The sequence below is a fragment of the Rasiella sp. SM2506 genome (assembly GCF_050859505.1).
In the GTDB taxonomy this organism is placed as follows: Bacteria; Bacteroidota; Bacteroidia; order Flavobacteriales; family Flavobacteriaceae; genus Marinirhabdus.
Window position 1 is genome coordinate 2,153,128 of sequence record NZ_CP193934.1, and the last position, 25,169, is coordinate 2,178,296.

Here is a 25,169-nt window from a genome sequence, read left to right on the forward strand (position 1 = left end):
TGAGTTTATGACAGGATGTCACAAATACTATTGGAATGGTTTTTTTTAATGAGTTATCCAATAAAGCAAAAACCCCTTCCATTGCTGGAAGGGGTTTTCTTTTGGTTGGTTAAAACCTTTAGGATTACTCCTTAATCAAACGTTTTACAACGCTTGCATTTTCACTTTCTATCTGTACAATGTACACCCCAGAAGCCAATTTAGAAATATCAATTGTTTTCTCTGTGGTCATACTTGTAAGGTCTACAGTGTTCACTAACTTTCCGTTTACATCGTACATAGTTGCTTTGTTAAGCAGGATGTTAGAGGTATTAGACAGCGTCACCTGACTTTGTGCAGGGTTAGGATATAAAGTTATTCCTGTCTCCAGGGTATTGTCGTTAACACCCAGGATGCTTTCGATGGTAAGCTCGAAGGTACATTCACCTACATTGCCAAACGCATCGGTCGCGCTCAAGGTAACTGTATATACACCGTCGCCAATAAAAGATCCTGCTGCTGGATCCTGTGCGAATACCGTCAATGGATCTGTACAGTTGTCTACCGCTGAAGCAAGTCCGTCTGCGAAGTAATCTGGTACTTCATACAACTGGTTGCCTGCTCCTGGATCTATAGTCATATCTGCCGGGCAGGTCACTACAGGTTCCAATAGGTCTACAACGGTTACAGTAGCGACACAAGAAGCAAGGTTCCCACTAGGGTCACTTACAAACAAGGTTACCATTTGTGGAGTGCCTATGTCGTCACAACTAAAGTCGTCCATATCTACTCCTGCTACAGAGATTCCACAAGCTTCAACAGTAAGATTCATATCTATAAGGTCCATAGGATCTAGCATTGCTGTTCCGTCTGCACCTAATTCTAGTGTAAAGTCTTTACATACGAGCATAGGAGCTATGTTGTCTATTACATTTATAGTTGCTGTACACATAGAAGTGTTTCCAGAGGCATCGGTAACTGTTACTTCAACAGTCTTCTCTCCTACGTCTTCACAATCTACCATAAAACTCGTCACTGGACCTGGTGTAGCAGATTCAACTAGATAGTTAATACTTCCATTCCAGATTCTAGGAGAGAACGCTGTACCAGCAAATGGCGCAGACGATGAAGCTCCTAAATTAAGGGTTACGTCTGCATTGCTATACATTAACATTCCTGGAGAAGGATCTCCTCCTGTTCCTGAATAGGAATGACCGTGCGTTGCATCCATTACTAGGGCAACACCGTAGGTAGTTCCTGCTGTTAATGTTACAGAAGCATCAAGTACTGCATTACTAGGTACGTCTACCGTTCCTGAAGCAGTACCAGCACCTGTAGCAGTAAGTGTCCAGTTTGTAGGATCTGTTTCATTTCCTACGTAAGTACCTACAAGGGTATACATTTCTACCGTAAAGGCTCCTGGATCACCTGTATTAAGATCTAAATCTGTAATCTCAATATCATTAGTTCCTACAGTAACATCAAAGTATACAGCACTACCACCACCAAGACCGTTGTTAGAGTCAAATACAGTTGTAATAGAAGCCATAGTAGAAGTTCCTATCTCACCTTCTGTAGTTGCTGTTACAGTACCACAGTTATCTGTTGCACTTACTAATAAATCCGCAACATTTACAGTAGCCATGCCATTCACATCTAATATCACATCAAATGGCGGAGAAGCTACAGCATCATAAGTGTAATTTAGGCTCCAGGCGTTCAAGGTACCGGTATCACCACCACCATTGTCACTCACATTCAAGGTCCAGGTACCTAAGGTACTTATACCATCAAAAACAGAGAGTGCCTCATTGGGTATAAAAGAACCTGCAATTGTTGGTACACCTCCACCACATTCGTCTTCCACAGCAGTAGCCGCTTCGTCGTCAAGGGTTGCCAGTATATCATTACCAGAGCATCCAAAAGTACCTGTTGCCGGAGCACCAGGACGGTCAACGATGGTTGCTGAAGTGGTTCCATCTGGAGCCGTAAGGGTAACAATTATATCACCTACCCACGTATGGCTAATGTCCAGATCTACATCAAGGTCTGTAATGTTAAAATCGTCTGTAATATCCAGAGTCGTTGTCAATCCAGCTGGATTACTGTCTGGAATTGCTGTTCCTGGGGTAGTGGTAGCAGTACCTGCACCAGAAGGTGGTGCACCAACACAAAGTATTTCTGGAGCTTCATCGTCGGTTACTGTTACATTCATAGTACAGTCCACGCTATTTCCTCCACCATCTGTATAGGTCCAGGTTACTACAGTAGTTCCCACTGGGTATACGTCTGTGGCATCTGCTGTGCCATTGTAATCGTTTACCAGGCCAGCTGGATCGGTAGGACAGTTGTCTGCTACCGTAGGTTGTGGCACGGTTACTAATGCTTCACAAAGGCCAGCATCGTTAGTTTGAGTAATGTCTGCAGGGCAGGTTAGTACAGCCACCTGGTTGTCCACAACGGTTATGGTGAATTGACACGTAGTGGTCTCGTTGGGAGCATCGTCGTTGGTTGCTGTAAATTCAATAGTGGTAACGCCTACAGGATACGGTCCTGGAGAAGGAGCTCCCATAGTTTGAGTTACGGTTACTGAACCGCCATTAGGATCTAATGCTGTAGGGGTTGCAAAACCAAAAGGGGCTTCACATTCTCCTGGGTTCGCATTCACTATTTGATCGCCTGGGCAGTTTATGATGGGATCTGTAGGCACTGAAGAAGTTTCTCCTGCAATAATTGCCATACCTGAAGTACTTTCGTACGCATAATCTTTTATGGTCCAACTAGAACCATTGAAGCTTACATCTAAACGAGCCCAGCCATAATAAGTGTTACCACCGAAATCAAATTCTAAACCAAGATACCTATCTGTAACGTTACACCAATTACCAAAGGAACAAGAACCATAGTTTAAGGATTGAAAGCCTCCGGAAAATCCATTGTTAAAAAAAGTTCCTGCACCACTAGAAATAGTAGCTCCAGCAGATAACGCAAAAGGATACGCAAAGGTTGCTCCTCCACTTCCTAACACATTATTGTTCGCTGTTAATGGAGAAACATATAAATTAGAACTTCCGTTATGGTGGATTCTAAAGTCATTTGTCGCATCGTTGTTTAAGTCTAAAAAGTATTGTCCACCAATGCCTCCAGCAAAATCTGGAACTTCATCGGTGTAGACAATTTGTCCGTTGACATCCGCCGCACCAGCCATGACGACCGATAATGCTCCATACTGAACCATGCGTTTGCTCAACTTTGAAAAGTTATTTTTCTTCATAATTAAAATTTTGTTAAACATTAGTTAATATAAAGATAGTTTTTTTTTGATATTTACAGACCGAAACTAGTATAAAAGAATGAGTTACAATAGGAATAAAAAAAAAGGACAATCCAAATCAAAAAATAATCAGGGTATTCGTGTAGAGCCAGAAGGGTCTCTTGGTCTATTAGCGTTAGGTGATATAGGATTGGATATGTGGCGAAATGAAAAAAAAAATAAAAACAGTAGTTCACATGGGTAAGGTGTTACTTTTAGGTTGGGATGCCGCAGATTGGCAGATAATGTGGCCATTAATCAATCAAGGCAAGATGCCTGCCTTTAAAAAATTGATTTCTAATGGGGTCTATGCCAATATGAGCACTCTGGACCCCCCTTTTTCACCTATGTTGTGGACTAGTGTGGCAACGGGAAAAACACCCGATAAGCACGGGATTCTTAATTTTATAGAAGTAAATCAAGATAACGAAATTCAACCCGTTTCAGTTCAGTCCAGAAAAACACGTGCCGTCTGGAATATCTTAACACATAAAGGAAAAAAATCGAATTTAGTGGGCTGGTGGCCTACGCATCCTGCAGAGCCAATTAATGGTGTTGTGATTTCAGATAAATTTCAAAAAGGATACGATAAAAAGAGGCCTGTTGCAAGATGGCCAATAGATCCACATACAATACACCCTCCAGAACTTTTAGAAACCTACCAAAAGTATAGAATTCACCCCAAGGAAATAACCCCGGCACATATTCTTCCGTTTATACCAAAGGCTGCACAAATAGATCAAAGTAAGGATGAGGGCTTAAAGAATTTTGCCCATGTGTTAGCGCAAAATTCAAGTATTCATGCAGCAGCTACGAAAGTTATGCGGGAAACCGAGTGGGATTTTATGGCTGTTTATTATGATGCTATAGATCACTTTTGTCATGGGTTTATGAAATTTCATCCCCCAAAGTTAGGTCCAGTCCCACCAAAACTTTTTGATATTTATAATGAAGTAATAACAGGCGCTTACGTATTTCAGGATATGATGCTGGAACGAATGATGAAGCTGGCAGATGAGGACACAACCATTATAGTAATGAGTGACCACGGCTACGAGTCTGGCTCCTTACGAATTCTGGAAATGCCCAAATTTAATGCTGCCCCGGCTATGGAGCACAGGCAGTTTGGGATATTTGCTGCCATGGGACCTGGTATAAAGAAAAACACTAAAATATTCGGGTTGGGCTTGTTCGATATTGCTCCTACTATTTTACATCATTTTAACCTGCCAGTAGGAAAAGACATGGACGGAAAGGTGATTCAGGATATGTATGAAAATCCGAAACCAGTTCAGTTTATAGAAAGTTGGGATGCTGTGGAAGGGGAATTTGGAGAACATAAAGGCGATTATTCTACTACCATAGAAAATCAGGAACAATTGCAACAACTTATAGATTTAGGATATGTAGATGCGCTGGATGAAGATAAAGATAAAGCGCTTAGACAGGTGAAATGTGATGTAAAACACAATTTAGCGCGAGTTCATAAAGGGAAAAAAGATTTTCATCGCGCCAAAGAACTTTTATTGGAGTTAGTAACCGAAGATGTTGATACCGTGCCGTTTTATATAGATTTATTAACCATTTCGTTAAATCTTGACGAGTACGATGAAGCTGAAACCTACCTGGCTAAACTTAGAACACTGGAGCATAAATTTAAGTTCTCTACTACCGTTTCAGAAGCAAAAATTGCTTTAGGTCAGGGTAAAATTAATAAAGGAATAAAACTACTGGAAGAAGCCAAAGAAAAGAAACCTACGCCAGCCATTTGGTATGAACTAGGCAAACAATATTTACGTTTGGAGAAATATGAACTAGCGAGAGATTCCTTTCTGGAAGCTATGGAAACCGAAGAAGATAATGCACGTTTTCAACAAGCGTTAGCATTAACGTATAATAGGTTAGGACAATTTGAAGATGCCGCAGAACATGCCTTTGTTGCCATAGAGCTTATAAAATATTTTCCGGAAGCACATTATACGCTAGGGGAAGCGCTTCAAAATTTAGGGGAGCACGAAATGGCGAAAAATGCTTTTGAAAACGCCGCGCGCCTTAAACCAATGACGCATCACAAAGCAGAACACGCCATAGCAAATATTAATGACCAGCTTTCAGGAAACAAAGAGAAAGCCAAAGTTTTTGACGATACACAAATATTAATAGTGTCTGGACTTCCAAGATCTGGAACGTCACTTATGATGCAAATGTTACATAGTGCTGGTATCAATGCGCTGGTAGATGGCAAGCGAGAAGCAGATATCTCTAACCCAAAAGGATATTTTGAATATGAACCCGTAAAAGGACTTCAAAAAAATAATGATTGGTTACACTTGGCCCAAGGGAAATCGGTGAAAGTGGTGGCGCCACTTTTAAAGTTTTTGGACCCACAATATCGTTACAAAGTTATCTTTATGCGCCGAAACCTGAATGAGATAGTCACCTCTCAGCAAATTATGATAGGCAAAGATGCCAAAACACTACCCATTACATTGTTGGAGTCTTACAAGAAAACCGTATTGTCCGTAGATAATTGGCAAAAGAGTGAACCTGGGGTAGAATTTTTATACATAGATTATAAAGAGGTTATAAAAAATCCAGAGCAAGCTATTGGTAAAGTGGTCGAATTTGTGAATCCTACACTAGATATAGAAACTATGAAAGCCTGCGTAGATACCACATTATACCGTAACGTAAAAAGCTAAGTACTTTACAAGCATGCTATAAACCCGTTTTTTATTTTAAAACGGGTTTTATTGCTGTTAAAATCACTGTATTTTTTATCATCTACGTTTACATAAGCCCTGCTCATAACCTTTAAATTGCGCATAATTCGCATAGACATACCCATTTTTAACACAACATTCTGTTTAAGCATGTGTCTTATTGGTTAAACGTTATATATCTTTGTTGTGCTTCGAAAATAGTTGCTATTTTGATTTTCTGAAGAATTAATCCATGTATTATGAGCGCAAAAAAAACAACTACAGCCACTAACAAAGTTACTCGAGCCAGCATTATTTCAGCGTATATGCAATACGTTCTGGAACACGAAGAGACTCCAAAGAGTGTTTATAAATTTTGCAAGAATCATAAAATGAAAGAAACTGAATTTTACAGTTTCTTCGGAAGTTTTGAAGGGGTACGACAAGAAATATGGACTAGCTTTTTTAACCATGCCATGGAATTGGCTCATAAAAATAAGGCATACGAGCAGTTCGGGAACCAAGAGAAAATGCTTACATTTTTCTATACTTTTTTTGAAATTCTTACCGCAAATCGTAGTTACGTACTTTTCGCCCTAAAAGAACATCCTGGTATGATGAAGAATCTAAGCCAGTTAAAAGTCTTACGATCTCTCCTAAAAGAATTTGCGGGAGCGCTTATAGAAGATGCCAATGACGAAAAGCAAATGAAAATCTTAAAGCAACCAGTATCTGTTTTTTCTGAAGGTGCCTGGTTGCAAACTTTATTGATTTTAAAATATTGGATGGAAGATACTTCTGCCAATTTTGAGAAAACCGATGTGGTGATCGAAAAATCTGTACGCGCCATTTTCGATGTTTTTCAAACAACCCCTTTAGAAAGTGTATTAGATTTTGGAAAGTTTCTTTGGAAGGAGCGTTTCGGTTCTGCTCAGCGAGCTTCTAGCCATTAAAACTGAGACCTTCGATACATTTTTTAATGCTTGCGCATTTAAAAATCACTTAAACATCTTAATTCTAGAGATGCTTTTATTTTTTAATTTTCAATACTTAACAACTAAACTTTCAAATTGAAAACACTAGACAGCATCCCAACAGGTAAAATTTCACGTGCTACACAATTGGTTAAAACGGGTGTAAAAGTAGGAGGGAATTACTTAAAATACTATGGCGAGAAGTTGGTAGATAGCGCTACAACCAAGGATAAACTAAACAAAGAAAATGCTGCAGATATCTACGACGGACTTAAAAATTTAAAAGGATCTGCCTTAAAAGTTGCTCAAATGTTAAGTATGGAAAAGAACATCATGCCCAAGGCGTATGTAGAGAAATTTTCACTAGCTCAATTTTCGGTACCGCCTTTGTCTGCTCCTCTAGTACGTAAAACTTTTACCCGATATTTTGGTAAAACTCCAGATGCATTATACGATAGCTTTAATGCTGAATCTGTGGCAGCAGCAAGTATTGGACAAGTACACAAAGCAGAAAAGGATGGTAAAAAGTTAGCCGTTAAAATCCAATATCCTGGAGTGGCAGATAGTATTAGTAGTGATCTGGCATTGGTGAAACCAGTGGCGATGAAGATGTTTAACATAAAAGGAAAGGATAGCGATAAATATTTTAAAGAAGTGGAAGGAAAGCTTCTGGAAGAAACAGATTACTTGCTAGAAGTTAAACAAAGCAAAGAAATTACGGAAGCGTGCGCACACATTCCACATTTAAAATTTCCGAAGTATTACGAAAACCTTTCCAATGAGCGTATTATCACGATGGATTGGATGGAAGGAGAACATCTTTCAGAATTTACAAACCGAAATACAGATACAGAAACGGCCAATAAACTTGGCCAGGCATTGTGGGATTTTTATATGTACCAAATGCATGTTTTAAAACAAGTTCACGCAGACCCACATCCAGGGAATTTCTTGGTTTCAGCAGAAAATGACTTAATAGCAATAGATTTCGGTTGTATTAAGAAAGTGCCAGACGTATTTTATGTGCCCTATTTTGAGTTGGCCGTTCCGGAAAACATTAATAATCCAGAAGTGTTTTCAGAAAAATTGTATGAATTGGAAATCTTGAAACCTGAAGATACTCAAGAAGAAATTATATTTTTTTCTGCATTATTTCACGAAATGCTTAGTTTGTTTTCACAGCCTTTTCATCATGAAACGTTCGACTTTAGTGATGAAAATTTCTTTGGAAATATTGCTCAGTTAAGTGAAAAATATTCCAAAGACACCGAAATTCGTAAAATGAATGGGAATAGAGGCTCAAAACACTTTCTGTACATAAACAGAACTTTTTTTGGTTTATATAATTTATTAAATGATCTTGGAGCAAAAGTGACTGTTAATCGGTATAAAAGCTATTCAGCATCAAAACTTTAACAAAATATTGTTTAATAAAAATTTATTTACGTTAAACAAAAAATTATCTTTACAGTAATCAAAATGGGATAATAGAATTGCTATGAAAAAGAGTAATACCCTATTATTTATTGGTTAGGTTGTTTTAAGGGAAGCTGTGGAGCTTCCCTTTTCTTTTTTTATATAATGACTATTTCTTGATCTCTGGAGTAGTTTTCAACTCATTCATATCTCTATGCTTCACATAGGTCTCTAACCAGGTATCTTGCTCCCAAAGTAAATGCAAAATACTCTCTTTAGCTCTGTAGCCGTGGCTTTCTTTGGGTAACATTACCAAACGTGCAGGCGCTCCAAGTCCCTTTAGCGCATTAAAATAACGTTCACTTTGTAGTGGGTACGTTCCAGAATTATTATCTGCTTCTCCGTGTACCAACAATAAGGGCGTTTTCATTTTATCTGCGTGCATAAAAGGGGATAGGGTATTATAGGTTTCTGGCGAATCCCAATAGCTGCGTTCTTCGCTTTGAAAACCAAAAGGTGTTAACGTACGGTTGTACGCGCCACTTCTGGCTATACCTGCAGCAAACAAATCGCTATGGCTCAATAAATTTGCTACCATAAATGCCCCGTAACTATGACCTCCTACGCCTACACGATTTCGGTCAATATAACCAAGCTCATCCACAGCATCAATAGCTGCTTTGGCGTTGCCTACTAGCTGGGTTCTAAACGTATCATTAGGTTCTTCATCGCCTTCGCCAACAATTGGAAACGCAGCATCGTCAAGCACTACATAACCTCGGGTGACCCAATAAATTGGACTTCCGTAGTAGGGGTAGATAAATTCGTTTGGATTGGTGGTACTTTGTGACGCACTATTTTTATCCTTAAACTCACGCGGATAGGCCCATAAAATCATGGGCTTTTTCTCTTTTTTATTTCTATCGTAGCCAACGGGTAAATACAAGGTGCCTTCAAGTTCCAATCCATCATCACGTTTGTAAGTGATTACTTCTTTGTGTACATTTTGTAAACTCTTATAAGGGTTGTCAAAAGAAGTTACAGGAGTTAAGCTTTCCTTCTTTTTAATGTTTCTGAAATAATAATTAGGATATTCATTAGGTGATTCAATTCGTACAAGCACTTTTCCATTACTTAAATCCACAGCATCTATCAATGATTCTTTTTTATCGATATAAGCAGATTCGTAAATTCTGTTTGTTTTTTGTGAAGCTAGATCATATTCGTCTATAAATGGAAATTGTCCTTTTTCAGAATACCCTTCACCCATTAAAAAAGCTTTACCTTTATTTATAGAAAGCACATAGCTTCCATATTCATTACGTTTGGTGACAAAGTTACCAGGATCGCTGTATTGATCCTGATAGCTTCGGTCGCTTATAATTTTTGCTTCTTTAGAAGGATTTTGTGGGTTAAAGAGATACGTTTTTGTATTCCGGTCATTCCACCAGTAATCGTAGGCAATAGCTGTAGATTCGTTCCCCCAGGTTATACCGGAAAATCTATTTTTAGTCTTTGTAATCTGGTTTCCTTTTGCTGTAAAAGGAGCTTCCAATTGATATACAATATCACGATACGCCACTTCAATCTCCGGGTCGCCGCTATCCTGTGCTTCTACATAATACAATGTAGATGGTTTGTCTGAGCGCCAAGACATATTTCTTTTTCCAGTTCGAGTTGCCATAAATCCTTTTGGACGCACTTCGTCAAGCGGAACAGTATTCACCACCTGCGGATTCTTACCATCCTTGGAATATACAGTTTCAGTATAGGGAAACCTGTTGTACGGTACTAAATACGAAAATGGTGTTTTTATTTCTGAAACCATTACATAATTTCCATCCGGAGAAAAACTTACATTTCGATACATTCCTACGGGTAGAAAATCGGAGACCATTCCGCCAATACTTACTTTTTTTATTTCTGAAAGTGCCAGTTGCTGAAAATTAGCTTCATCGTTTGGATTTTTTAACAAATCCTGGTACGTTCTGTTTTGTGCTTTTGCGCCATCACTTACTGAAATAGTTGGTCCGGTAGGAACTGCTTCCGAAGTATTTATAAGCTCTTTTCTACTAGCAGGCAGCATTTTCACAAGCAAAGAACTGTTGTCTTTAAACCAATTAAGCGCATCACCCATATTGGCATTTACAGTAGCAGGAGTTATTTTTTTTGCTGAAGCTTTTTCTATATCCAGAATCCAAACTTCCACACCTTCCGAAGTTGTATGAAGGCAGGCAATCATTTTTTGATTAGGAGACCAGGAAAAACTGGAAAGTCTGGGATTTTCTGGTAATCCATTTACTTGAGTGCCTGTGGCAGCCGTAGCTTTTTTAACCATAATATTGTTGTAGTAATTGGTACGACTCCCAATGTTGGTCTTTGGGTTAATGCGAAGACCCCCTAAGCGAAGTTCTATTTCCGAAAGTTCTTCGATGCTTTTGTAGGCATCACGGTAGAGTAGTACCACATTTTCCCCAGCATCGTCCAGTAATACCGATGGTGCCAAAGGAGCATCTACCAGGTCTAGAATTTCCTGAGGAGGTTTTTGATAGCCAGTGCCTTCTTGCGCTAGAAACGGTACGCTGCACAGTAAAAATACGAGTAAAAAAGAGAGTTTTTTCATGAGGAATATAATTTTTGAAAAGATACGAATTTTGAAATTGAAATTGAAGTTGGAAAAATCTGAATCCAAAATTTTAAAGAGATACTTTTCCTATGCGCGCATAGCAACACATTTCAAAAAATTTCTTTGCATTCTTACAAATAGGTATCTTTCCCGTTCCTTATAATTATAATTATGTTTACATCAAAAATTAGTGGTTTGGGGCATTATGTTCCAGAAAATGTAGTTACCAACGACGACCTTTCAAAAGTAATGGACACCAACGATGCCTGGATCCAGGAACGTACGGGTATAAAAGAACGCCGTCATATTAAGAAAGGAGATGGTAATTCTACTTCTGTTATGGCTGTAAAGGCGGCTACCATGGCTTTAGAACGTGCAAAACTGGTGCCTACCGATATAGATATGATTGTTTTTGCCACACTTAGTCCGGATATGTATTTTCCAGGTGGTGGGGTGCAAGTGCAGGAAATGATGGGAATGCGTACCATTCCAGCATTGGATGTGCGTAACCAATGCAGTGGTTTTGTGTATGCTATTTCGGTTGCAGATCAATTTGTAAAAACTGGAATGTACAAAAATGTGCTTGTTATTGGTGCCGAAAACCATAGTGGAGGTCTTGATTTTACGACACGTGGACGTGGGGTTTCGGTAATTTTTGGTGATGGAGCCGGAGCAGCAGTGGTTTCCAGAAATGAAGGCGAAGGCGGTATTCTCTCCACCCATTTACACTCTGAAGGAAAACATAAAGATGAACTATCCCTTCAAGGCCCTAGTACCGAGTATTGGGTGCCACAAATTATTGCTGAAAATCCGCAAGAAGACATTCCCTATTATCCCTATATGAATGGAACTTTTGTTTTTAAGCACGCCGTAGTTCGGTTTGCTGAAGTAATTAATGAAGGTCTACAAGCAAACGGCCTAGAGGCTTCAGATATTGATATGTTAATACCACATCAAGCCAATCTGAGAATCGCACAATTCATTCAGAAAAAAATGCGCTTGCGTGATGATCAGGTTTTTAATAACATACAAAAATACGGAAATACGACTGCCGCATCCATCCCTATCGCCTTGTCCGAAGCATGGGAACAGGGAAAAATTAAAAAGGGTGAACTTGTAGTACTGGCTGCTTTTGGTAGTGGCTTTACGTGGGGTAGCGTGATTATGAGATGGTAACCTCGCAAGCTTCCTAATGGGGGAATAACTTATTTTTTTCGCTAGAAATTTTAAAAGAAAAAGAACCGCATTTCCCCAAATACGGTCCTTTCTGTTAAACTAAAACTCCTCAAGTTTAGTTTAGTGGATTTTCTGCTTCAAATGTACGGTAGGGTTGCTAATGAAAAAATACCCAGTAGCGGGTATTTATTGCATAAAAAAACCTTCCAACCCGAAGGTTGAAAGGTTTTAACCTACATATTCTAAATTTTTAAAGGCTAATTCAAATAACTTACAAATGTTTAGGTAATATGTTCTATCTCTATAGACGAAATATCGTACCAAAAGTTTCAAAAGGATTTGATATTTAACTTTTTAGTAACATTTTTAAAAAAAACCCGAGATCTAGAACCTCGGGTTTTCGTTTTTGTTGCTATTATTAACACTAACCATCAACGTAAAAATTTTCACAACAAAAACTTGAAATATTTCTATTATATAGACGGGTGCATTTTCGTATTGTTACATCTCATTTTGGTTTTAACATTCTTTTAGCTTAAACCGCTATAAAAGCTGAAAAAAAATTGAGAACTTTAAGTTATGAAAAAGACATTAGTACTTGGCGCAAGCCTCAAGCCCAGCAGATATTCTAACATGGCGATAAACAGGTTGGTAACTTATAAACACGAAGTTGAAGCTATCGGTCTCCGAAAAGGCGTAGTGGCGGGTGTTGAAATTTCGACAGAAAAAATTTCTTTCGAAAATATTCATACCGTGACGTTGTATTTAAATCCGCAGCGACAGGAGGAATATTATGATTATATAATTTCATTAAAACCAAAGCGGGTACTTTTCAATCCAGGAACTGAAAACCCTAATTTCTACGAACTACTTCAGCAAAAAAATATTGACGTTGAGATAGCCTGTACGTTAGTTCTTTTGGGTACGAATCAATATTAAACCTACGTAGGTTAGAAATCCATTTAGGATAAGGATAAAAAATCCAAATTCGAAATTAAACCAAACCTGGCTTAAATAACTTATTGCATACCCTACAAAAGGTGTGGCAATGGCTACTAATGGTACCCGTTTGTCGGCAACATTCCACTTGCTAAATAGTCCAAAAGCATACAAACCCAACAAGGGACCGTAGGTATATCCAGCAAATGTGAAGAGTTTTACAATCACCGAAGTATCTCCAATAGCATAGTTAAAAAAAACAATGACTAAAATAAGTACAAGCGACATCGTTATGTGAACCCGTTTTCTAATTTTAATTTGGTTTGCAGGGCTATGTTTTTTTTCAATACCAAGAATATCAATACTAAAGGAAGTGGTGAGAGAAGTAAGCGCGCTATCTGCACTACTGTAGGCTGCCGCAATAAGCCCTAATAAAAAGAAAACCGCCAAACCAATACCCAATCCAGAGTCTACGGCAATGGTTGAAAATAACTTATCCTTAGTGGCGTCAATTCCATTTTGCTGTGCATATAGCGTTAGTAATAATCCTAATCCTAAAAATATTACGTTCACAATGGTTAAAACAATGGTAAACCAAAACATATTTTTTTGAGCATCTTTTAACGTACGACAGGTAAGGTTTTTTTGCATCATATCTTGGTCCAATCCCGTCATAACAATGGCTATAAAAGCACCACTTATAAACTGTTTAAAGAAATATTGCCCGCTTTTATAATCGTCAAAAAAGAAAATTTGAGACATGTCACTTTCAGCAATTGTGTTGATAATGCCCATGCCGCTAATGCCTAGTCCTTCAGAAACATAATATATTCCTACACCTAAAGCAACCAGCATAAATAGTGTTTGCAAAGTATCTGTCCACACAATTGTTTTTATTCCACTCTTAAACGTATACAGCCAGATAAGTAAAATAGTGATGGTAACCGTTACCCAAAAAGGAACTCCCTGCTGTCCAAAAAACATAATTTTATCAAACACTAAATCCTGAAGTACAATGGCAACCAAATACAGCCTGAAACTAGCGCCAACAATTCTAGAAAGTAAAAAGAAAGAAGCACCTGTTTTGTAAGAGGCCACTCCAAATCTCCCCTCCAAGTAGGAGTAAATAGACGTTAAATTAAGTCTGTAATAAAGTGGAAGTAACACCAACCCTATAACAGCGTATCCTACCGTATATCCTAAAACTACTTGAAAATAGCTAAAACTATCTGCAGCCACATTTCCTGGTACCGAGATAAAAGTAACACCACTTAGTGAAGCGCCAATCATTCCAAAAGCTACTAAGTACCATGGCGATTGTTTGCCGGCCTTAAAAAAATCTGCATTACTGCCACCTCGATTGGTTAAAAAGGAAATGAGCAATAAAATTCCAAAATAACCACCAATTAAGAGTATAATGTGTATGGGCTGCATAGTTTATAAGGCTTAGTGTTGTGTGTAAAAATACAAAGTTTGCGCTCGTGAGCATTTTATTTTTTAATACATTTGATATCGTTTGAAAATTAGCTAGTTAAAAACATATTCTATGATAAAATTGAAAGTGGTATTTTTTGTGGTCTCAGTATTTTTTATTCCTACCCTACAGGCACAGCGATACCTTGAAATGATTGATGCTGGAACATTTTCGGTTTATGAAATTACGCAAGAAGCAGAGGCTTATTTTGATGGAAAAGAGACAGGAAGAGGAACAGGATATAAACAATTTAAGCGGTGGGAATACATGGCAAATCGCCTTAAAAATGAGAATGGTTTTGTTTCAACTATATCAGAAAATCTTTCCGAATTACAACGCTATAACAAATATTTAAATGAAACGGCTCATACACGTCAACAACGAAATGATAATTGGGAAGAGTTGGGGCCATTTGCCAAAAATGCTACAACGAGTTGGAACCCAGGTGTGGGGCGCATTACCGGGATCGCTATAGATCCAACTAACGAAGACCATATTATTATTGGAGCCAATACAGGTGGCGTGTGGAAGACCCTTGACGGTGGTCAAACATGGGTGCCGTTGGGTGATACCTTTACAAATTTAAGCGTATATTCAGTAACTATAGATCCTACAAACAGCAATACCTACTATTTTGGTTCCACAAGCGGACTGATTTTCAAATCTACAGATGCTGGTGGAACCTGGAATCAAATAGCAGATCTGAGTAATTCACTCATCAATAAAATTCTTATTAACCCAAACAATACCAATATTATGTTTGCCTGCTCTCAAAATGCAGGAATTTATAGATCTACAGATGGAGGTACTTCCTGGAATACTATAGGAGTAGACGTTAATGCGTATGATGTAGAATTTAAGCCTGAAGATCCAAACACAGTGTATGCTTCGGGAACTGGTTTTCATATATCAACCAACGGTGGAGTTAATTTTACAACAGTTTCTGGGCTAGGTAGTCAACCAAAAATGATAGGTGTTTCACTAGATAATAGTGATAGAGTATATGTATTAGAGTCGCAAGGTGGCTCATTTGGAGCTTTGTATTTTTCAACAGATGGTGGTGTTACTTTTACAGAGCGTACCCATGCAGGAAGAAACTATTTTGGGTATGACACGGCAGGATTTGAATCTGGCGGACAAGCACCAAGGGATATGGATATTGCAGTAAATCCTAATGACGCTGACGAAGTACACATTGCAGGAGTGCTCACTTGGCGCTCTACAGATGCTGGTGTTTCATTTTCGTGTACAGCAGATTGGATTCCTGGAGAAGCTGAAAATGCCAATATTGGATATTGTCATGCAGATGTAGATTTGTTGGTTTTTAATGATTCGACTCTTTTTGCTGGAACCGATGGTGGAATTTTTAAAGCCGAAAATACAGCAAATGTAACTGCAAACTACTATGAAGATCTTAGCAACGGATTGGGAATTCGTCAATTTTATAAAATTGGTATTTCCCAAACTGCAAATGTTGTTGTAACCGGCGGGAGCCAGGATAACGGTAGCTCATTTTACACCGCGGCAAGCAGTTGGATAGATTGGATTGGAGCAGATGGTATGGAAGGGTTTGTGGATAAAGATAATCCCGATACTATGTATGGAATGATACAATTTGGCGGAATGTACAGAACAGATGATGCAGCCAACACTCTCTCTGGGCTTAATAGTCCAAGTTCTGGTAATTGGATAACCCCCTTTGAACAAGACCCAACCGAAACCAACGTGATTTATTCTGGATACAATCGTGTGTTTAAATCAACTAATAAGGGGAATTTTTGGGCGCCAATCTCACAATCTTTTGGAGGAAATCTGGACCATTTAAAAATTGCACCTTCCAATAACCAAATAATGTTCGCTGCCAGAGGAGCACAACTTTATAAAACAAGTGATGGAGGTACTAGCGATTGGTTACCTATTCAAAGCCCCGGTGGTTCTATTAACGAAATCGCCATTCATCCAACAAACCCAAATAAAATAGCTGTGGCAACTACCTCGGGTGCTAAAGTACGAGTGTCGGAAGATGGCGGTGAAACTTGGGAAAGCTATACGTTCAATTTGCCAGACTTTAGTGCGTTAACCGTGGTTTGGCATGACAATGGAGCCAATGGCTTATATGTTGGTATGGACTATGGAGTATATTATATTGATGAAATACTGAAGGAGTGGCAGCCCTTCAGTAATAATTTACCCAACGTAATTATTAATGAATTAGAAATTCATGTCGAAAATGAAGAACTATACGCCGGTAGTTATGGTAGGGGTCTTTGGGTTTCACCAACAGCAGAAGCTGGTCAAGTATTAGACGTTCCAAACAATGCATTGGCAGATGCTATTGTCTTGTATCCAAACCCAGCTTCAGACCAGGTAACTATCCGAACGTCTTCTCCACTTATCACAGCTATAAAAGTGTATGATGCGTCAGGTAAACTAATCATTTTTGAAAGAGATGTAGAGATTGTAGGCAGTGTACACCTAAATATTTCAACCTTACCATCTGGTATTTATTTTGTTCGGTTTAATTCTGAAATGGGAACGACGACTAAAAAATTACTCATAAAATAACACTTTAAAAATAGCTTTAGAATGCTTCAAAAGTGAGTTCTCATTTCTGAAGCATTTTTTTTATCTTCACCCCAATGGAATTTTCTTCAAAATTATTAGAGAATGCTGTAAACGAAATGTCACAACTCCCTGGCATTGGGAAACGTACGGCCTTACGTTTGGTGTTGCACCTTTTAAAACAACCAGAACAACATACCTCATTGTTGGCAGAAAGTCTGCAGAAAATGCGGAAAGAAGTTAATTTTTGTAAGAACTGCCATAATATTTCGGACACGCAATTGTGCGAAATATGCGCAAACCCCAATCGAAATGAAACCATTGTTTGTGTGGTGGAAGATATTAGGGATGTAATGGCAATAGAAAATACCAGCCAGTTTAAAGGACATTATCACGTATTGGGTGGCAAAATATCTCCCATGGATGGTGTTGGTCCGGGGGAATTAACTATTAATTCGCTGGTAGAAAAAGTAAAAGAAGGTACAATTGAAGAGCTTATTTTCGCACTCAGTTCTACCATGGAAGGGGATACTACCAACTTTTATATTTTTAAACAAATTGAAGCTTATACTATTATTACAACCACCATTGCAAGAGGGATTTCTGTAGGTGATGAGCTGGAATATGCAGATGAGGTAACTTTAGGCCGAAGTATCTTGCATCGCGTCCCTTTCGAAAATTCTCTAAAAAACTAAGCACCCGTGAAGCTCTCCATAATAATTCTTAATTATAATGTTTCCTATTTTTTAAAGCAATGCATCATTAGCGTACAACGCGCTATTGGTAATTTAGACGCTGAAATTATTGTGATAGACAACGCTTCGGTAGACGATAGTTGTGCGATGGTACAACGTGATTTTCCAAACATACATTTAATAGAAAATAAAGAAAATGTAGGTTTCAGCAAAGCGAACAATCAAGCCGTAGCTGTTGCAAAAGGGGAGTATTTGTGTATTTTAAATCCAGATACAGCAGTAGCAGAAGATACATTTTTGAAATGTTTCAATAAAGTCGTAACGCTGCCTACCTTAGGAGTATTGGGCGTCTATTTGCTAGATGGAACAGGGAATTTTTTACCCGAAAGTAAACGAAATCTACCAAAACCTAAAGCCTCTTTGTTGAAGTTGTTAGGATTCACAAAAAAATACTATGCTACAACTATTTCAGAAGAAAATGAAGGAGAGGTTGCAGTTTTGGTAGGAGCATTTATGTTTTTAAAACGAAGTGTTTATGCTCAGGTAAACGGCTTTGATGAAGATTATTTTATGTACGGGGAAGATATAGACTTGTCCTATAAAATTACCCAGGCAGGGTATCAAAATTACTACTTGGGAAGTACCGAAACGCTGCATTATAAGGGCGAGAGTACGCAAAAAGATGCTGCTTATTTGCAACGTTTTTACGGAGCGATGCAGATTTTTTACAAGAAACATTTTAAGACAACTATTTTTCTGGATGTTACGGTAAAAGTAGGAGTAGCACTGGCTAAGTTGCTGAAAACTAAAAATATTTCAAAAAACAGAAAAAAAATTGCAGATCCTTCGCAAGCGATTGTGGTTACGGACAATTTTTCATTGCTAAAAGAACTTTCAGCAGTTATAGAAAAACCATTAAAGTCGGTTTCCAAAAGTGTCTTTCAAGATGGAAGCGTATACAATACGCTGGTTATTTTTGATGCTTCATATATTCCGTACACGCAAATCTTTCAAGTAATGCGACAGTATAAAAATATGGGAAATCAATTTCGTATTCGTCCGCCAGGATGTAATTTTTTAGTGGGAAGCGATCAGAGTGATAACAAAGGCGGGGTGGTTTTGTTTGGTGAGTTGGTTAATTAGTGAATTAGTGAGTTGGAAAGTATTCCAATCTGCAAGGTGCCCGTCTGAATGGAACGGATAGGTTGTCGCAGGCCTCCTAGTAGGTTTTACAAGTAGTAAGTTTCATTTACATACTTCAAATTATTAAACACCTTCAACAATTTTCCCTAAAATGAACTTACAAACCTGTAATTTTTGATTAATTTTGCACTCGTAAAAAGTATAAAAATTTGTAATGGCAACATTTGAACTAAAACTACCTAAAATGGGTGAAAGTGTAGCAGAAGCTACCCTTACCAACTGGCTAAAAGAAGTGGGAGACACCATTGAGGCCGACGAAGCTGTGCTGGAAATCGCTACCGATAAAGTAGATAGCGAAGTTCCTAGCGAGGTAGATGGCGTTTTAATTGAAAAACTCTTTGAGGTGGACGATGTCATCCAGGTAGGACAAACCATCGCTATTATACAAATAAACGGAGAAGCTTCTGCAACCGATATTACGGAAGCAAGCGATACTGAAATGACGGCTCCAGCACCTAAAACGGTAGCTGCTGTCCAAGATACAGTGACGGTGGCTAAAGAATCTACCCAATCGGCTATTGAAAATACAGAAGGCAGATTTTATTCTCCTTTGGTAAAAAATATGGCCAAAGAAGAAGGAATCTCTCAAACTGAATTAGACGCTATTGCAGGTACAGGAAAAGATGGACGTGTTACTAAGAATGATATGTTGAGTTACTTGGAGAATCGTACTTCGACTCCGCAACAAAGTGCTGAGGTAAAAACGGAGCCTAAAACAGTTGTAGAAGCTAAGAATCCGGCGACTGCAAAAGCTGCTCCAGCGAAGACTACAGCACCAGTATTGGTTAATGGAGGTGATGAGATTATTGAAATGACGCGTATGGGGAAACTTATTGCGCACCATATGGTGGCCAGTGTACAAACTTCTGCACACGTGCAATCTTTTATCGAGGCAGATGTAACCAATATTTGGAACTGGCGTAAAAAAGTAAAAGATGGTTTTGCAAAACGCGAAGGTGAAAACTTGACCTTTACTCCAATTTTTATGGAAGCCGTTGCCAAAGCATTAAAAGACTTTCCAATGATGAACATTGCCCTGGACGGTGATAGAATTATTAAACGAAAAAATATAAACCTTGGGATGGCAGCAGCCTTACCAGATGGTAACTTAATTGTGCCAGTTATTAAAAACGCAGACCAACTGAATTTGGTTGGGATGAGTAAAGCGGTAAATGATCTTGCAGGCCGTGCTAGAAATAACGCCTTAAAACCAGACGATATCCAGGGAGGTACGTATACCGTAACCAATGTGGGAACCTTTGGAAGTATTATGGGAACACCTATTATTAATCAGCCACAGGTAGGTATTTTGGCACTAGGAGCTATTAGAAAGGTACCTGCGGTGATTGAAACACCCGATGGGGACTTTATTGGAATACGCTATAAAATGTTCTTGAGCCATAGTTATGACCACCGTGTAGTTAATGGTGCTTTAGGAGGGCAATTTGTAAAAGCTGTATCAGATTATCTTGAGGCTTGGGATATGAAGAGGGAAATTTAAACTTCTAACTGAAATTTAAAATAGATTGAGCCGTTCCTTTTTTTTTGGGGAGCGGTTTTTTTTATTTAGTATTGTATCTCTTTTTACAATTGCAATACTATGAAAACACCTTTCGCATTTTTATTTTTTCTGTTGTTTGTAGCCCTATCCGGCTATTCTCAAGACAAAGGGGATTTTACGTTCTCAATATATGCCGGGGGAGGAATTTCGAATATCTCTTCAGTAGACGAGCAAAATTTGGCTGAGGCAAGGTTGGGTTTAACGGCTGGAGTGTATGGTGCCTATTATTTTTCTGAAAAATGGAGTGTACGAACGAATGTAGGATACCTGCAATATGGTTGGACAAATGGAGTTTTTGTAACCGATAGTGGTATGGTATTGGTCGATAGAAATTATGGTTTACATTACATTATTATTGGAACTGCACCGAACTTTCACTTTGGGTCTAATAAAAATAAAAACTGGTATCTGAATCTTGGTCCGTATGTTGGGTTTTTAGCTGGTGCTAATGCAAATAGAACTCAAGTAAAAAGATTTTTTAAAACAACCGATATTGGGGTAACCGGTGGAATTGGGTATAAAATTCCTCTTGGAAAAAAAGCGACCAATGCTTTGTTTTTTGAACTGGTAGCGCACAATGGACTTACTAATATTTTTGAAGAGAATGAAGGGGGCCGTGTTACAAATCATAAATTTGGATTGCACCTAGGATATACCTTTTAATTTTAATTGAGAAATAGGAATAAAAATAATTATTTCTCACCCAACTCAGTAACCACAGATTCCAACGCTTCAAACCCAAAAATAGTATAGGTTTTATTCCAGATTACTGGAAAACGTATTTTAGTTTCCAGGGTTAATTCACTTGCCATAAAAGCCATAAATTGACGGTACATCACTGGGTTTTCCTGTATGTCAAAAATACGATGTGCTACACGTTTTTCAATAAGTGCATTGGAAAGTGTTCTGCATTTTTCACAACCTTCAGTAGAAAAAATAACGAGCCTATCTTGTATGTTTTTTTCAATATCTTTTACTTGGTTGTCGTGGCTTATGTTTGCGTCTAATTCTTCTGCATCTATAATAAGATCGTAGGTGTAGTGTGATTTTTCTTCATCCAATTCAATTAAAGTAATCATGGGTGTCTTTTTACCAGGAGCTATGGTTTTAATTACGGGTTTGGAGGCGCTTTTACGATAGCCCGTGGCATTCACTATTAAGAATACATGTAAGGTGTCTGCCGTTTTATTTTCGGCCATGAGTACAATGCGTTTGCCAGATTTTTTTTCAGAAATTAAAACTTTCAGACCTTGTGCGTAGGTACTAAATGTAGTGACTAAGAAAAATGTAAAAAATAAAAATCGTGTCATATCGCAAATGTACTAAATAGGTTCTTATGGGTAAGTGACTATGGGAGATGCGGTAGATGTTGCTCTATTAAAATAGCAAAGGGTCATAAAATACAGCCAAATGCTTTGAGACAACTCTCTCACAATTGTTACCTTTGTGCTATAAATTAAACCCATGGAATTAAAACTGAGCAGACCCATCTGTTTTTTCGATCTTGAAACTACAGGAACCAATGTCGCGACAGATCGTATTGTAGAAATAGCTATCCTTAAAGTATTTCCCAACGGCAATAAAGAGAGCCATACTTGGCGCGTTAATCCAACGGTACCAATTCCTGCAGCAACTACAGCCATTCATGGCATAAGTGACGAAATGGTAGCCAATGAACCTACTTTTAAAGAATTGGCACCTAAAATTCAGGAAATGATGAAGGATAGTGATATGGCTGGTTACAATAGCAATAGGTTTGATATTCCTTTACTGGCTGAAGAGTTAGAAAGAGCTGAGGTAGATTTAGACTTGAAAAAGAATTTAGCCGTAGATGTACAAACGATCTTTCATAAAAAGGAAAAACGCACCCTAGAAGCAGCCTATAAGTTTTATTGCGATAAAGATTTAATAGATGCTCACAGTGCCGCAGCAGATACGAACGCCACTTACGAAGTCTTAAAAGCACAGCTAGACCGTTATGATGATCTTGAGAACGACACCAAGTTCCTATCGCAATACAGCGCACATAAAAACTACGTAGATTTTGCGGGCTATATTGGGTATGATAAACAAGGTAGAGAAGTTTTTTCCTTCGGCAAGCATCGCGGTACATTGGTAGAAGAAGTAATGGAGAAAGAACCTGGTTACTTTGGATGGCTTTTAAATGCAGACTTCCCACTATATACTAAAAAGGTTTTAACACGATTAAAGCTTCAGAAACTGAATAACAAGTTATAACATAAATAGAAGCGAAGTGGAAGTTGATTGGATTACCAACTTTGCGCTATAAACTACCCGCTACCATGAAACTTATCTGCATAGGCCGAAATTACACAGACCACATAAAAGAGCTGGGCAGCGATCGCCCAAGTGACCCGGTAATTTTCATGAAGCCGGACACATCTATATTGCTGAAAAAACAACCTTTTTTTATTCCAGACTTTTCAAGTGACATCCATCATGAGGTGGAAGTTTTGGTGAAGATTACTAAAATAGGCAAACACATTCAAGAGAAGTTTGCTCATAAATATTATGATGAAATTGGGCTAGGAATAGATTTTACGGCACGTGACGTTCAGCAACATTTAAAAGAAAAAGGATTGCCTTGGGAAAAAGCAAAAAGTTTTGACGGCGCCGCTGTGATAGGTAATTTTTTTCCAAAAAATTCGTTTAAAAGCCTTGAAGACCTTACCTTTCGGTTAGAAAAAAATGGGGAGATAGTGCAAAAAGCCTCCACGGCATTCATGTTGTGGAAGGTAGATGCGCTTATTTCATATGTTTCAAAATATTTTACTTTAAAGATAGGAGATGTTATTTTTACGGGCACTCCAGCTGGCGTAGGTAAAGTTTCCCCTAACGATATATTAACAGGATTTTTGGAAGAGGAGCAAGCCTTTTCAATAAAAGTAAAATAAATGGACGCACATTATTCAATAGAAAGTTTAGAAGAGATTGCGGGTGGCGATGAAGATTTTATGAAAGTAGTAGCCCAGACATTCTTAGATGAGATACCACCAGATCTGGCGGCTCTTGAAGAGGCAATTGCAAATAACAACAAAGATTTAGCATATCAATTTGCTCATAAAATGAAGCCCAATTTCGAGATGTTTGGTCTTGGATTAGAAAAAGATATTACAGGCATTGAGTCGTGGACAAAATCTTCAAAAAGCAGTAGTACGGTTTCTGATAATATAGAAAAAGTAGTGGCTACGGTAAGTACAGTTGTTGAGGAATTGAAAAGAGACTTCAACTTATAAATGTTAGCCGAAATCATAACCATAGGGGACGAGATTCTCATTGGTCAAATTGTAGATACCAATTCGGCATACATAAGCAAACAGCTTAACTTAATTGGGGTGAAGGTGTATCAAATCACCTCTATCCAGGATGATGAGCAGCATATTCTTTCCGCGCTGGAAGATGCCAAAAAAAGGGTGGATTTAGTGCTCGTTACAGGTGGATTAGGACCAACCAAAGACGATATTACCAAGCAAACCTTTTGTAAGTTTCTTGGCGATACGCTGGTGGAGAACAAAGAGGTGCTTAGAAACATTAAGCATATTTTTGAAGCACATATTAAAAGACCACCACTTCCTAGTAATTTAACGCAGGCACTGGTTCCTGCTACTGCCATTATTTTAAATAATATCCATGGTACCGCTCCAGGAATGTGGATGGAAAAGGATGCTACTGTGTTCGTTTCGTTACCAGGTGTGCCTTACGAAATGAAGCATTTATTGACTCAAGAGGTACTGCCAAGAGTTGTAAAAAAATACAACAGGCCACATATTTACCACAAGACCTTGCTTACTTACGGAAAAGGAGAGAGCGAAATTCAAGAACAGATTACAAACTGGGAAGATGCGCTGCCCTCTACTATTAAATTGGCTTATCTACCCTCTTTAGGGAGAGTACGATTGCGTTTATCTTCTACAGGCGCAAACGAGAAAAAGCTAAAAGAGGACGTTAGTAAACAAATGGATATGCTGTATGAATTGCTGAAAGATATAGCAGTAGGGTACGAAGACGAAACCAACATTCAAGAAAGAATAGCGGTATTGTTACAGTCAAAAAATCAATCATTAAGTTTGGCCGAAAGTTGTACAGGAGGCGCTGTTGCAAGTGAAATTACGTCTGTTCCAGGGGCTTCTGTGTATTTTAAAGGCGGTGTAGTTCCTTACGAAACCCGTCAAAAAATAACTATCCTTGGAGTCAATGAAGACCTTATAAAAAAATACAATGTTGTGAGTGCTCAAGTTGCAGAAGCTATGGCGATGCAATGTGCAAAACTTTTTGGTTCAGACTATGCCTTGGCTACTACAGGAATTGCAGGGCCAACAAAAGGAGATGCTTTGGATGAGGTAGGAACAGTTTATATTGCTATTGCTTCACCGAGCGGCGTATTTTCGGAAAAATTCAGTTTTGGCAATCTTCGGGAACGGGTTATAAAAAAGGCAACAAACAAGGCTTTTGAATTGCTCTTAAAAGAAATATTGAAAAACTAAATTTCTTTTGTTGTTGAAACCAATAAATTTAATTAAATTTGCAC

The 25,169-nt window shown here is 38.4% G+C and carries 18 protein-coding genes; 14 read left to right on the plus strand and 4 right to left on the minus strand.

Annotated features, from left to right (window positions below; all coding sequences use genetic code 11):
- Positions 1–124: 124 nt before the first annotated feature.
- Positions 125–3,253: an HYR domain-containing protein gene (locus tag ACQ2HF_RS09720; RefSeq protein WP_432410231.1), complete on the minus strand. Its 3,129-nt coding sequence runs from the start codon at positions 3,251–3,253 to the stop codon at positions 125–127.
- 206 nt (positions 3,254–3,459) lie between these two features.
- Between ACQ2HF_RS09720 and ACQ2HF_RS09725 the strand changes: the two genes are divergently transcribed.
- The 3 genes from ACQ2HF_RS09725 (at position 3,460) to ACQ2HF_RS09735 (ending at position 8,384) form a co-directional block, all read left to right on the plus strand.
- Entirely contained in the window at positions 3,460–5,994 is a 2,535-nt protein-coding gene (locus ACQ2HF_RS09725) for an alkaline phosphatase family protein (RefSeq protein ID WP_432410232.1), read from the plus strand.
- 260 nt (positions 5,995–6,254) lie between these two features.
- Complete coding sequence (locus ACQ2HF_RS09730; protein WP_432410233.1) at positions 6,255–6,947, plus strand: TetR family transcriptional regulator C-terminal domain-containing protein; 693 nt, start codon at positions 6,255–6,257, stop codon at positions 6,945–6,947.
- A gap of 117 nt (positions 6,948–7,064) precedes the next feature.
- Positions 7,065–8,384, plus strand: coding sequence for an ABC1 kinase family protein (locus tag ACQ2HF_RS09735; RefSeq protein ID WP_432410234.1), 1,320 nt, complete (start codon positions 7,065–7,067; stop codon positions 8,382–8,384).
- A gap of 169 nt (positions 8,385–8,553) precedes the next feature.
- Here ACQ2HF_RS09735 and ACQ2HF_RS09740 read toward each other — a convergent pair whose 3' ends face one another.
- Entirely contained in the window at positions 8,554–11,007 is a 2,454-nt protein-coding gene (locus ACQ2HF_RS09740) for an alpha/beta hydrolase family protein (RefSeq protein WP_432410235.1), read from the minus strand.
- Between the two features lie 174 nt (positions 11,008–11,181).
- Here ACQ2HF_RS09740 and ACQ2HF_RS09745 point away from each other — a divergent pair, with 174 nt between their 5' ends.
- A complete protein-coding gene (locus ACQ2HF_RS09745) occupies positions 11,182–12,186 on the plus strand; it encodes a 3-oxoacyl-ACP synthase III family protein (protein ID WP_432410236.1) in 1,005 nt (334 codons plus the stop codon).
- A 579-nt stretch (positions 12,187–12,765) separates the two neighbouring features.
- Positions 12,766–13,125, plus strand: coding sequence for a CoA-binding protein (locus ACQ2HF_RS09750; RefSeq protein WP_432410237.1), 360 nt, complete (start codon positions 12,766–12,768; stop codon positions 13,123–13,125).
- On the opposite strand, the gene ACQ2HF_RS09755 is transcribed toward ACQ2HF_RS09750, so the two are convergent.
- Positions 13,096–14,559, minus strand: a complete 1,464-nt coding sequence (locus ACQ2HF_RS09755) for a sodium:solute symporter (RefSeq protein WP_432410238.1) — start codon at positions 14,557–14,559, stop codon at positions 13,096–13,098. The genes ACQ2HF_RS09750 and ACQ2HF_RS09755 overlap by 30 nt on opposite strands.
- Positions 14,560–14,671: 112 nt before the next feature.
- Between ACQ2HF_RS09755 and ACQ2HF_RS09760 the strand changes: the two genes are divergently transcribed.
- The 5 genes from ACQ2HF_RS09760 to ACQ2HF_RS09780 all read left to right on the plus strand — a co-directional run bounded on the left by ACQ2HF_RS09760 (position 14,672) and on the right by ACQ2HF_RS09780 (position 21,283).
- Positions 14,672–17,164, plus strand: coding sequence for a VPS10 domain-containing protein (locus ACQ2HF_RS09760; RefSeq protein WP_432410239.1), 2,493 nt, complete (start codon positions 14,672–14,674; stop codon positions 17,162–17,164).
- A 74-nt stretch (positions 17,165–17,238) separates the two neighbouring features.
- A complete protein-coding gene (gene recR, locus ACQ2HF_RS09765; RefSeq protein ID WP_432410240.1) occupies positions 17,239–17,856 on the plus strand; it encodes a recombination mediator RecR in 618 nt (205 codons plus the stop codon).
- A gap of 6 nt (positions 17,857–17,862) precedes the next feature.
- Positions 17,863–18,999, plus strand: a complete 1,137-nt coding sequence (locus ACQ2HF_RS09770; protein ID WP_432410241.1) for a glycosyltransferase family 2 protein — start codon at positions 17,863–17,865, stop codon at positions 18,997–18,999.
- Positions 19,000–19,213: 214 nt separating this feature from the next.
- Positions 19,214–20,560 carry a dihydrolipoamide acetyltransferase family protein gene (locus tag ACQ2HF_RS09775; protein ID WP_432410242.1) on the plus strand — a complete coding sequence of 449 codons (1,347 nt, stop codon included), beginning with the start codon at positions 19,214–19,216 and terminating at the stop codon, positions 20,558–20,560.
- A gap of 99 nt (positions 20,561–20,659) precedes the next feature.
- Positions 20,660–21,283, plus strand: coding sequence for a porin family protein (locus ACQ2HF_RS09780; RefSeq protein WP_432410243.1), 624 nt, complete (start codon positions 20,660–20,662; stop codon positions 21,281–21,283).
- Between the two features lie 29 nt (positions 21,284–21,312).
- On the opposite strand, the gene ACQ2HF_RS09785 is transcribed toward ACQ2HF_RS09780, so the two are convergent.
- A complete protein-coding gene (locus ACQ2HF_RS09785) occupies positions 21,313–21,930 on the minus strand; it encodes a glutaredoxin domain-containing protein (protein ID WP_432410244.1) in 618 nt (205 codons plus the stop codon).
- Positions 21,931–22,084: 154 nt separating this feature from the next.
- Here ACQ2HF_RS09785 and ACQ2HF_RS09790 point away from each other — a divergent pair, with 154 nt between their 5' ends.
- The 4 genes from ACQ2HF_RS09790 to ACQ2HF_RS09805 all read left to right on the plus strand — a co-directional run bounded on the left by ACQ2HF_RS09790 (position 22,085) and on the right by ACQ2HF_RS09805 (position 25,125).
- Positions 22,085–22,858 carry an exonuclease domain-containing protein gene (locus tag ACQ2HF_RS09790; protein WP_432410245.1) on the plus strand — a complete coding sequence of 258 codons (774 nt, stop codon included), beginning with the start codon at positions 22,085–22,087 and terminating at the stop codon, positions 22,856–22,858.
- Between the two features lie 65 nt (positions 22,859–22,923).
- Entirely contained in the window at positions 22,924–23,535 is a 612-nt protein-coding gene (locus ACQ2HF_RS09795) for a fumarylacetoacetate hydrolase family protein (protein WP_432410246.1), read from the plus strand.
- On the plus strand, positions 23,536–23,877 hold the full coding sequence (locus ACQ2HF_RS09800) for an Hpt domain-containing protein (RefSeq protein WP_432410247.1): 342 nt from the start codon (positions 23,536–23,538) through the stop codon (positions 23,875–23,877).
- Positions 23,878–25,125: a competence/damage-inducible protein A gene (locus ACQ2HF_RS09805; RefSeq protein ID WP_432410248.1), complete on the plus strand. Its 1,248-nt coding sequence runs from the start codon at positions 23,878–23,880 to the stop codon at positions 25,123–25,125.
- Positions 25,126–25,169 lie beyond the last annotated feature (44 nt).